The organism is Aquabacterium sp. (assembly GCF_036273115.1).
Classification (GTDB): domain Bacteria; phylum Pseudomonadota; class Gammaproteobacteria; order Burkholderiales; family Burkholderiaceae_C; genus Aquabacterium.
The window spans coordinates 51,812-61,926 of the sequence record NZ_DASUIN010000010.1 but is presented as its reverse complement, the minus strand read 5'-3'; the positions used below and the strand labels follow the sequence as shown (position 1 = coordinate 61,926).

At 60.9% G+C, this 10,115-nt stretch carries 10 protein-coding genes; 3 read left to right on the top strand and 7 right to left on the bottom strand.

Annotated elements, in window-relative coordinates:
- Window positions 1–246 precede the first annotated feature (246 nt).
- From VFW72_RS04490 to VFW72_RS04470, 5 genes are all read right to left on the bottom strand, one after another.
- Window positions 247–780 (bottom strand): F0F1 ATP synthase subunit delta, encoded by a 534-nt coding sequence (locus VFW72_RS04490; protein ID WP_329673075.1) that lies wholly within the window; start codon window positions 778–780, stop codon window positions 247–249.
- A 2-nt stretch (window positions 781–782) separates the two neighbouring features.
- Window positions 783–1,253 (bottom strand): F0F1 ATP synthase subunit B, encoded by a 471-nt coding sequence (locus VFW72_RS04485; RefSeq protein WP_329673074.1) that lies wholly within the window; start codon window positions 1,251–1,253, stop codon window positions 783–785.
- A 50-nt stretch (window positions 1,254–1,303) separates the two neighbouring features.
- Complete coding sequence (gene atpE, locus VFW72_RS04480) at window positions 1,304–1,561, bottom strand: F0F1 ATP synthase subunit C (RefSeq protein WP_058088930.1); 258 nt, start codon at window positions 1,559–1,561, stop codon at window positions 1,304–1,306.
- A gap of 81 nt (window positions 1,562–1,642) precedes the next feature.
- Window positions 1,643–2,557 (bottom strand): F0F1 ATP synthase subunit A, encoded by a 915-nt coding sequence (atpB, locus tag VFW72_RS04475; RefSeq protein WP_329673073.1) that lies wholly within the window; start codon window positions 2,555–2,557, stop codon window positions 1,643–1,645.
- 12 nt (window positions 2,558–2,569) lie between these two features.
- Window positions 2,570–3,082, bottom strand: a complete 513-nt coding sequence (locus tag VFW72_RS04470) for an ATP synthase subunit I (protein WP_329673072.1) — start codon at window positions 3,080–3,082, stop codon at window positions 2,570–2,572.
- A gap of 261 nt (window positions 3,083–3,343) precedes the next feature.
- Here VFW72_RS04470 and hemE point away from each other — a divergent pair, with 261 nt between their 5' ends.
- Window positions 3,344–4,477, top strand: coding sequence for a uroporphyrinogen decarboxylase (gene hemE, locus VFW72_RS04465; RefSeq protein ID WP_329673071.1), 1,134 nt, complete (start codon window positions 3,344–3,346; stop codon window positions 4,475–4,477).
- Between the two features lie 5 nt (window positions 4,478–4,482).
- Here the strand turns inward: hemE and VFW72_RS04460 are convergent, their stop codons facing one another.
- Together VFW72_RS04460 and VFW72_RS04455 are read right to left on the bottom strand one after the other, a co-directional pair.
- Complete coding sequence (locus VFW72_RS04460; protein WP_329673070.1) at window positions 4,483–5,337, bottom strand: DMT family transporter; 855 nt, start codon at window positions 5,335–5,337, stop codon at window positions 4,483–4,485.
- An 18-nt stretch (window positions 5,338–5,355) separates the two neighbouring features.
- Window positions 5,356–6,318, bottom strand: coding sequence for a septal ring lytic transglycosylase RlpA family protein (locus tag VFW72_RS04455; protein WP_329673069.1), 963 nt, complete (start codon window positions 6,316–6,318; stop codon window positions 5,356–5,358).
- Between the two features lie 119 nt (window positions 6,319–6,437).
- On the opposite strand from VFW72_RS04455, the gene VFW72_RS04450 reads away from it, so the two are divergent.
- Together VFW72_RS04450 and VFW72_RS04445 are read left to right on the top strand one after the other, a co-directional pair.
- Complete coding sequence (locus tag VFW72_RS04450; protein WP_329673068.1) at window positions 6,438–7,697, top strand: alpha/beta fold hydrolase; 1,260 nt, start codon at window positions 6,438–6,440, stop codon at window positions 7,695–7,697.
- Between the two features lie 84 nt (window positions 7,698–7,781).
- Window positions 7,782–9,893, top strand: coding sequence for an ATP-dependent helicase (locus VFW72_RS04445; RefSeq protein WP_329673067.1), 2,112 nt, complete (start codon window positions 7,782–7,784; stop codon window positions 9,891–9,893).
- The last annotated feature ends 222 nt before the right edge of the window (window positions 9,894–10,115 follow it).

Here is a 10,115-nt window from a genome sequence, read left to right as displayed (position 1 = left end):
CGTGCACGCGGACGATACCGTCGGTCACGGAGATGACGGTACCTTGGTTGCGAATGTCGGCAGCCGCGCCGAGACCTTCGATGCGGCTCTTGATCAGTTCGGAAATTTCTGCGGGATTCAGTTGCATTGCTTTGCTCCCAGTCTGGTCAAGGGCTGCTCGAAGGCAAACCTCGTTGACAACAACCGGTGGCGCAATACCACCGGCGGGGTTGAGCGACTATTCTTGGTAGAGGCCGGAGCTCCGGATTAAGCCAGGAGGGCCGACTTCATGCGTTCCAGGCGGGCCTTGACAGAAGTGTCGAGCACTTCGTCGCCGACCACCACACGCACACCACCGATGAGGTCGGAATTGACCTCAACTTTGGCTTCCAGTTTGCGACCGAAACGCTTTTCGAGCGGTCCCATGATGTCTGCCACTTGTTCGGCATTAATCGGGAACGCGCTGACGATCAACGCTTCAGACACACCCTGGCGGGCGTGCACGAGAGTTTGGAACTGTTCGGCCATCAGCGGCAGAGCCGCCAGACGGCCATTGTCCAGAACGGTGCGCAGGAAGTTGGCCACAGCCGGAGCCAGAGCCACCTTGGCAGCCTTCGTGATCACGTCAAAGACCTGGTCTTGGGTGACACGAGGGTTGTCAGCAAAGTTGCGCAACTCAGAGTCGCTAGCGACTTGAGCCAGCGCGTTCGTTTGCTCAACCCAGGCAGACATGTCTGCCTCAGGCGCAGCCTTGAACAGGGCTTCGGCGTAAGGACGGGCGATGGTGGCAAGCTCGGCCATGATCACAGCTCCGATTTCAGGCGGTTCAGCAGGTCAGCATGGACCACAGCCGAAACCTCACGACGCAGAATCTGCTCAGCACCCTTGACGGCCAGACCGGCGACCTGCTCACGCAGGGCTTCACGGGCTTGCACAACCAACTGACCGGCTTCTGCCTTGGCATCGGCGACGATCTTGTTGGCTTCGTCAGTGGCGCGCTTCTTCGCGTCTTCAACGATGGCAGCGGCGCGCTTTTCGGCGTCGGCCAGTCGTTGAGCGATTTCGTCGCGCGACTTGGTGAGCTGATCCTGGACGCTCTTGTTGGCGTTCGCCAATTCCAGCTTGGCCTTGTCAGCCGCAGCCAAACCGTCAGCGATCTTGCTTGCGCGCTCGTCGAGGGCCTTCGTGATCGGGGGCCACACGAATTTCATCGTGAACCACCACAGGATCCCGAAAACCACGATCTGCGCGAACAGCGTTGCGTTCAGATTCACGGCTCGGACCTTTCTCGGTTAATTGAAATATTCAGTCGAGAAGGGACCGATTACTTGGCCAGAGCGGCGATGAAGGGGTTGGCGAATGCGAACAGCATGGCGATACCAACACCGATCAGGAAGGCGGCGTCGATCAGACCAGCCAACAGGAACATCTTGGTTTGCAGTTCGTTCATCAGTTCAGGCTGACGAGCGGTGGCTTCGAAGTACTTGCCGCCCATCAGAGCGATACCGATACAAGCACCGATAGCGCCCAAAGCGATGATCAGACCACAAGCCAGAGCGACGTTTGCCAACACCAGTTCCATGATTGCTCCTAAAAGAAAGGTTGGTTAAAAAAGAAAGAAAAAGGAAAGAGAGAACGTTTTATCGAGGGGCACCGATGGGTATCAGTGACCTTGATGTGCCTGACCGATGTACACCAGGGTCAACATCATGAAGATGAAGGCCTGGAGCGCAATGATCAGAATGTGGAAGATGGCCCAAGCCGAACCGGCCAGCACACCCAGGATCCACAGGCCGGCACCACCGAAGGTGATGGCCGCGCCAACGGCGCCACCCAGCAAGGCGATCAGCATGAAAACCAATTCGCCAGCGTACATGTTGCCCCACAACCGCATCCCGTGGGAGATGGTCTTGGCGCCGAATTCAACCAGGTTCAGGAAGAAGTTGGGCAAAGCCAGGGCAATGGTGCCACCCACGCTGTGAGCATGGAAAGGCGCCGTGAACAGTTCTTTGATGAAGCCGCCAATGCCTTTGATCTTCATGTTGTAGTACAGACAGATCAGCAGCACGGAAATCGACATACCCAGGGTGATGGACAGGTCAGCAGTCGGGACCACGCGCATGAAAGCGTGATGAGGATCGTGACCGGCGACCTTGTAATACTCTTCCCACAGACGGGGCAGCAAGTCGACCGGCAGCAAGTCCATGGCGTTCATGAAGAAAATCCACACGAACACAGTCAGCGCCACGGGAGCCACGGCCTTGCGAGATTCCGCGTTGGGGATGATGCCCTTGGACTGGGTGTCCACCAACTCGACCAGCATTTCAACAGCAGCCTGGAAGCGACCTGGAACGCCAGAGGTGGCTGCGCGAGCAGCGCGCCACAACAGGAACACACCCAGCAAGCCCAGCGTGATCGACCAGAACACGGAGTCCAGGTTGATGTAGCGCCAGTCTACGATGGCTTGCGCCTCCGTGAAGTTCTGGAGATGGCGCAGGTGGTGCCCGATGTATTCCGGAGCGGTTGGCCCGTGGTGGGCCGCGTGTTCAGCCGTGGTGGCGACAGCGTCAGCAGACATCAGCAACTCTCGTCAAACAAAATTTTTCTTGCGGCCCTGCCACACGAGCAGAACCACCCCAATCACTTTCAAGCACAACACCAAGGTCACCAGCAAGGCAGCCCAATCCAGAGGACGAACCACCACCGGCGCGAGCGCCAACAAGGCACCCGACAAACCCAACTTGAGGATCTCCCAAACCAGAAGACCCCCAACACCACGCCCCGCGTTTCGACCAAATACACCCCGCGCCATCAAGAGGCCCGGGACAACGACCACAGCCGTCGCATAGAGCGACGACCAGAAAGCCGCAGATCGGTGAGACAAAGCCCCCCACACCAGCGCGACCAGCAACCCAAAACCTGCCTGGATGGCAAGAACCTGCCAAACCGACAAACTGGTTTGCTTTGCGAGCAAGGCTTGAGCCTCTTCTCGCGTCAGCTGCCGGACGGGGATTTCAGCATCCTGATCCCAATCAGAGTCTTCAAAACCTGAAGGTTGCGGGCTGCGCGCCCCGCTGGGCTGTTGGCTCGGGGGGTGCTGCATGACCTTCACAACCAAGAGACCGGCGGCGTCAGATGCTCATGCATCTCACACTGACCTGCCCCAGATTGACACTCTGTTAAGACAAGACGCCGACCTTGGTGTCGGCAAAACCTAAAGATTATACGCACTTACCCGGACTTCAGCCAAGCCCTATCTGTGCATCTCGTTTGAAACACCCTCAGTCCAAGGTGGAAAGTGTCACGCCTGACGCGTTTGATCGACCGCAGAAGCGCCTCTCAACGGGGTGCCTACAATATGGAGATGACTGCATCCAAGCCCCAAACGCCCTCCGTGGCACTGCCTCCACTGCTCAACGATCAGTTTTTGCGCGCCTGTCTGCGCCTGCCCACCGACTACACCCCCGTGTGGTTGATGCGACAAGCCGGGCGCTACTTGCCCGAATACCGAGCCACGCGCGATGTGGCCGGTAGCTTCATGGGGCTGGCCACCAACCCAGAGCTGGCATGCGAGGTCACCCTGCAGCCGCTGCGCCGCTATGACCTTGACGCGGCCATTCTGTTTTCCGACATCCTGACCATTCCTGACGCGATGGGCCTGGGCCTGAGCTTTGCTGCGGGCGAAGGCCCCAAGTTTGCCAAGGTGGTACGCGACGAAGCCGCCGTAGCCGAGCTGGCTGTGCCTGACATGGACAAGCTGCGTTATGTCTTTGACGCGGTCAGAACCATTCGCCAAGCCCTGTCCGACGACCAGGGCGTAGGCAAGGTGCCGCTGATCGGGTTCTCCGGCAGCCCCTGGACGCTGGCTTGCTACATGGTGGAAGGCGGCGGCTCGGACGACTACCGCCTGGTCAAGACCTTGATGTATCAACGCCCGGATCTGATGCACAAGATTCTGGCGGTGAACGCCGATGCGGTGGCGCTGTACCTGAACACCCAGATCGAAGCCGGCGCGCAAGCGGTGATGGTGTTCGACTCATGGGGCGGCGTGCTGGCCGATGGCGCCTTCCAGGAATTCAGCCTGGCCTACACACGCCGCGTGCTGGCACAACTGAAGCGCGAGCACGAGGGCTATCGCATCCCTCACATTGTGTTCACCAAGGGTGGCGGCTTGTGGCTGGACCAGATTGCCGACACCGGCTGCGACGTGGTGGGCCTGGACTGGACCATGAATTTGGGCAAGGCACGCGCCATGGTCGGCGACCGCGTTGCCCTGCAGGGCAACCTGGACCCGAACGTGCTGTTTGCTCAGCCTGAGCAGGTGGCCCAGCAGGTCATTCGCACGCTCGACAGCTTTGGTGCCCCGCGCAACGCCGACGGGTCGTATGCCGGGCATGTGTTCAACCTGGGCCACGGCATTTCGCAGTTCACCCCACCAGAGCACGTCACTGCGCTGGTCGAGACGGTGCACAGCCACTCGCGCAAGCAGCGCGCCTGATCGAATCAGGCGGCGTCTCGCTCGCCCACGGCGGCCAACAGGGCCGCCAACACAATCAACGCGCCACCGGCCATCACATTACCGGTGAGCGCAGCGCCGCCCCACAGCACAGACGAACCGGAGGCGAAGATCACCTCGGTCAGCATCAACACCGAGGTGAGGCGAACCGGCAAATGGCCTGCGCCGTATTGCAGCGCCAAGTTGGCCACGACGAAAACACCGCTCATGGCCAGGACCAGGCCACCCCAGGACCAAGACCATGCGGGCCAGGCAGCCACCACGCCCGCCTGACTCAGGCCCAGCGCCAAGGCCCCCGGCAACAAGGTGCAACCCGAGAACATGGCAAAGGCCCGCATGGCCACCGGCTGGCTGGCTTGCTGACGCAACAGCACATTGGTCAAGGCAAAGCCAAAGCCCCCGAGCAAGCCGAGCACTTCGGCAGCCGAATGCAGCGTGGGCCAGCCTTGTCCTTCAGGCTTGAGCACCAGCATGGCGCCGCATAACGCGATCCCCATGCGCACGCCTGCCTGCCATGTCAAGGTTTCCTTCAAGAGCACCCATGCCAGCAGGGCAGCCCAAAGAGGCATGAGATAAAACAGCAGGACCACGCGCACGACATCGCCAATGGAGACACCCCAATTGAATGACGCGTTGGTCAACCCAGCAACACAGCCCAGTGCCAATAGAGCTGGCTGACGAAGCACCTGCCCCACAACCGAGGGCCGCCACAGCACCAGCAGGACCGCGCCCGCAGCGAAGAACAACATGGTGGCCCACAGGGGATGCAGCCCCGCCAACTGCAACTGACGCAATGGCCACCACGACAAGCCCCAGACCAAGGCATTAAAGACCAACGACAACGAAGCCAGACCGTTCACTCAGCGCCTTTCAATGACCAGCGGCACCAGCTGCAAGGCCTCTTTCAAGGTGCGTGCCGCGTCTTGCGCCTCTTGGCGCGAAGCGTAAGGCCCCACCTGCAATTTGTACACCGCAGCCTCCTTGAAGACCGCCATCATCGGCGCCAACGAGGCTGCTTCGTTGTTGACGCGCTGCTGCAAACGATCCACCCCTTCACGTCGCGACAAGGCCGCCAACTGCACCCAGTAGCCCTGCGCGGCCGGCGTATAGGCCTTCACCCGCTCTTCACTCGTGGCACGCGGCGCCACTGCCTCAGGTGCGGGCATAGCCTGCTCAGGCAGCGCAGCAACAGCTTCGGTCGCCGGAGCCCCTAATTCAGGCTGCTTACGCCAACTGCCAGAGCGAATGTCATCAAAGGTCAGGCGCTCGATTTCCACCACCGCACTGCCGGCCGAAGCGATGCCCAGCTTGACCGCAGCCGCGTAGCTGAGGTCCATGACCCGAGAGGAATGGAAGGGCCCGCGGTCATTGACACGGACAATGATCTCTTTGCCGTTGCCCACATTGCGAACACGTGCATAGCTCGGAATGGGCAAAGTGCGATGCGCCGCAGTGACGCCATACATGCTAAAGAGTTCGCCGCTGGCTGTTTTGCGGCCGTGGAACTTGGTGCCGTACCAGGAGGCCACCCCCTTCTCGCGCCACACCACATCGGAGGCCATCGGCTCATACGCCTGCCCGAGCACCACATAAGGCTTGTTAGGCCCGCCCTGACGAATGGGTTCAATTTGTGGCTCGGGATCGGGCGTCGATGCCAGATCAGCCGGCGGGCTCATTGGCGCGCCATCGCGATCGGGGCGAGTGCCTCCCGGGCGCGTGGCGCATCCCGCGGCCAAGGCAGCCACCAGCACCACGACAACCCATGCCCCCATGCGCCACAGCCTCCCCTCCGCGGCCTGAGAAAATAGACGTTCCTGATTCATGGTGCGCACCATAACCGATACGCGGCACAGCTTTTGCACGGGAGTGATCCTGATGCATTCATCCGCCTGCACGGCACAATGTCACCTGTTAAAAAATTTTCACCGTCTGCGACAAGAAAATGACCCGATCCCTGGAACACGATTTCGACCACCCTTTCGAACGCGGCATGCGCAACCGCCGTGCCGCCCTGGGCGACGCATGGGTGGACAAATCCGTGGCCAAGGCCAACACCTTCAATGCCGAATTCCAGCACTTCATCACCGACTACGCCTGGCATGGCGTGTGGGGGCGCCCTGGTCTGGACTGGAAAACCCGCCGCATCATTGTGCTGGCAGTGACCAGCGCCCTAGGACGCTGGGATGAGTTTGAAATTCATTTGCGCGGTGCCCTGACCCCCGGCAACGCCCACACCTTGAGCGTGGACGAAGTACGCGAAGCGCTGATTCAGATTGCCATCTATGCCGGCGTGCCAGCCGCCAACACGGGTTTCGCACGGGCGCTGGGCATCATGCGTGAATTGGGCATGGAGCCCCCAGCCCATTCGGCTGATGTGGCCTGGCACCCGGGGGTGGGCCGTTCGGTCTTCACCACCACCCGCCCCAAGCTGCACTGCACCGTACGCGAAGCCCGCAACGGCAAGGCCGAGCACACGATCGTGCTGAGCCACGCCCTGGGCCAGGACAGCTCGATGTGGGATTTGGTTGCCAATGAACTGGCCACCACTTGCAACGTGATCTGCCCCGACACACGTGGCCACGGCCGCTCGCAAACGCCTGCCGAACCGCTGACCATGACCGAACTGGCCGCCGATGCGGCTCGCCTGATCGATGAAGTCGCCAATGGGGGCCCGGTGATCTGGGTGGGCTTGTCGATGGGCGGGCTGATCGGCCAGGAGTTGGCCATTCGCCACCCCGACAAGGTGAAAGCGCTGGTGCTGGCCAATACCACCAGCAGCTATTCCGGCATGGGTCGTGAAGCCATTGGCCAGCGCATTGCCACGGTCGAAGCCCATGGCCTGGGTGCCATCAGCACCAGCACCATGACTCGCTTTTTCAGCGATGAATTCCGCGCCAATCAGGCTGCCACCGTGTCGCGCCACCAGCGCCTGCTGGAGTCGACCGACCCCGAGGGCTACACCGCCTGCGCGGCAGCACTGTGCGACGCCAACACCACGGCCCGCCTGGGCCAGATTCGCGTGCCCACGCTGGTGGTGGCTTCCAGCCATGACCAGAGCACCCCTGTGGAAACCGCCTTTGCTCTGGCCAAAGGGATTGCGGGTGCCCAGATGGTGACACTGCAGGGCTGCGCACATCTCAGCGCCGTGGAGCAACCCCAGGCCTTTGCCGCCGTGGTGGGGGAATTTGTCGCAGGCATCTGATCCGCCGACCGCTCGCCCAAGTTGAAACCGGGGCGCCTTGCACTATGCTGGGCGCCCTTGCCTTTTTCTGACCTCGCTTGTCCCATGTCGTCTCACCAAGCCAACGGCCCCGCCACCATGAACCCCGCTCAGATGACGGCTGTTCAGTACGTGGAAGGACCGTGCCTGGTGCTGGCGGGGGCGGGATCGGGCAAAACCCGGGTCATCACACACAAGATCGCGCGCTTGCTGGCCCCCGGCCCAGGTGGCGACCTGGCGCCGAATCAGATCGCGGCCATCACCTTCACCAACAAGGCCGCAGCTGAAATGCGCGAGCGGGCCAAGGCGCTGATTGGCGCCCGGGCTGCAGGCAAGCTGCTGATCTGCACCTTTCACTCATTGGGCGTGAAGCTGTTGCGCGAAGATGGCGAAGCCTTGGGCCTGAAGCCCCAGTTTTCGATTCTGGATGCCGACGATGTGACCAGCATCTTGCGCGACGCCGGCGGCACCACCGATGCCAAACAGGCGCGGCATTGGCAATGGACCATCAGCTTGTGGAAGAACCAGGGCCTCAACAGTGCGCAAGCCTTGTCCCAAGCCCAAAGTGACGACGAACAGGTGGCCGCCCGTGTGATGCGCCTGTACGAAGAGCGACTGGCCGCGTATCAGGCCGTGGACTTTGATGACCTGATCAGCCTGCCGCTCAAACTGTTGGCCGAGCATGAACACGTTCGCATGAAGTGGCAGCGCCAACTGCGCCATGTGCTGGTTGACGAATACCAGGACACCAACGCCACCCAGTACGAGTTGCTCAAACTGCTGGTCGGCCTGCAAGGCGTGTTCACCGCAGTGGGGGACGACGACCAGTCGATCTACGGCTGGCGCGGCGCCACGCTGGACAACCTGAAGAAGCTGCCGCAAGACTACCCGCACCTGAAAGTGATTCCGCTGGAGCAGAACTACCGCTCCACCAGCGCGATCTTGCGCGCGGCCAACAACGTGATCGCGACCAACCCCAAGCTGTTCCAGAAGACCCTGTGGTCAGACCTGGGGGAAGGCGAACCCGTCAAGCTGCTGGAGGCCGACAACGAGGAACACGAAGCCGAGCGTGCGGTGGCCCGGTTCATGGCCCTGCGCATGAACCTGCTGGAAAAGCACCCGGGTGACCCGGCCAAGACCGACTGGAGTAATTTCGCCATCCTGTACCGGGCCAACCACCAGGCCCGCCCTTTCGAGCAGGCCTTGCGACGTGCCAACATCCCCTACAAGGTGTCGGGCGGGCAAAGCTTTTTCGACAAGGCTGAAATCAAAGACCTGTGCGGCTGGCTTCGCCTGCTGGTCAACAACGACGATGACCCCGCATTTCTGCGCGCGGCCACCACACCGAAGCGCGGCATTGGCCACCAGACTTTGGGGGCGCTGGGTGAGTTCGCCAGCAAATGGAAGGTCAGCATGTTCGAGGCCCTGTTTGCCGACTCGCTGGCCGCCGCATTGAGCGCCCGCGCCCTGGGCTCGCTGCACGAGTTCGGTCGCTACGTGAACGACCTGGAACACCGCGCACGCCACACCGTAGGCGGGCAGGACGCGAAAGTGCTTTTGCTGGACTGGCTGAAGGAAATTGGCTACGAACAACACCTGTACGACAACGAAGACAACGAGAAGGTGGCCGCAGCTCGCTGGAACAACGTGCTGGACTTCGTCGACTGGATCGCGCGCCGTTGCGGTGGCGAGATCGAAAACGACGGCGGCATGACGGTGGAAACCGAAAAGAAAAGCGTGCTGGATGTGGCCCAGAGCATTTCGCTGATCACCAGCCTGGCCGAACGCAATGCCGATCAGAACGTGGTGACCTTGTCGACCTTGCATGCCTCGAAGGGTCTTGAATGGCCCCACGTGGTGCTGGCTGGCGTGAACGAAGGCTCCCTGCCGTTCAACAACGAAGAAAGTGAAATCACGGCCGAACGGGTGGAGGAAGAGCGCCGCCTGATGTACGTGGGCATCACCCGCGCCCGCCTGACGCTGGGCGTGAGCGTGCTGAAACGCCGCAAGAAGGGCCGCGAGTATGTGCAAGCCATCCCGAGCCGCTTCATCACCGAGATGAAACTGGGTGAAGGCGACGGCCCCAAGGAAGACCCGCGGGAAAAGCTGCGGCGCTTGCGAGAAGAGATGGCTGCACAAGCCAAAGCCCGCGCTCAAGCCGCGAAACCAGAGCATTGAACCGAAAGTGAGTAAACACTTTCATTCAAGTGAGGACGAAAAAAAACCCGAGAGATGAATCTCGGGTTTCAAATCCACCATTGGAGGAGGGTGGAGGAGACAAACGAAACAAGCAACGATATGAGCTCTGGAGTTCAAGCAAGTTCACATCATTAGGGTTTATTCTAATCCCACGCACAAGCAAAATCAAGGGGTAACCCTAGGTACTTTGTCACACTTTGT

What these genes read in the sequence shown, in the direction of transcription:
- VFW72_RS04490 (WP_329673075.1), bottom strand. Translation starts at nt 780, where the DNA reads ATGGCCGAGCTTGCCACCATCGCCCGTCCTTACGCCGAAGCCCTGTTC.
- atpE (WP_058088930.1), bottom strand. Translation starts at nt 1,561, where the DNA reads ATGGAACTGGTGTTGGCAAACGTCGCTCTGGCTTGTGGTCTGATCATC.
- atpB (WP_329673073.1), bottom strand. Translation starts at nt 2,557, where the DNA reads ATGTCTGCTGACGCTGTCGCCACCACGGCTGAACACGCGGCCCACCAC.
- VFW72_RS04470 (WP_329673072.1), bottom strand. Translation starts at nt 3,082, where the DNA reads ATGCAGCACCCCCCGAGCCAACAGCCCAGCGGGGCGCGCAGCCCGCAA.
- hemE (WP_329673071.1), top strand. Translation starts at nt 3,344, where the DNA reads ATGACTGCATCCAAGCCCCAAACGCCCTCCGTGGCACTGCCTCCACTG.
- VFW72_RS04455 (WP_329673069.1), bottom strand. Translation starts at nt 6,318, where the DNA reads ATGAATCAGGAACGTCTATTTTCTCAGGCCGCGGAGGGGAGGCTGTGG.
- VFW72_RS04450 (WP_329673068.1), top strand. Translation starts at nt 6,438, where the DNA reads ATGACCCGATCCCTGGAACACGATTTCGACCACCCTTTCGAACGCGGC.
- VFW72_RS04445 (WP_329673067.1), top strand. Translation starts at nt 7,782, where the DNA reads ATGTCGTCTCACCAAGCCAACGGCCCCGCCACCATGAACCCCGCTCAG.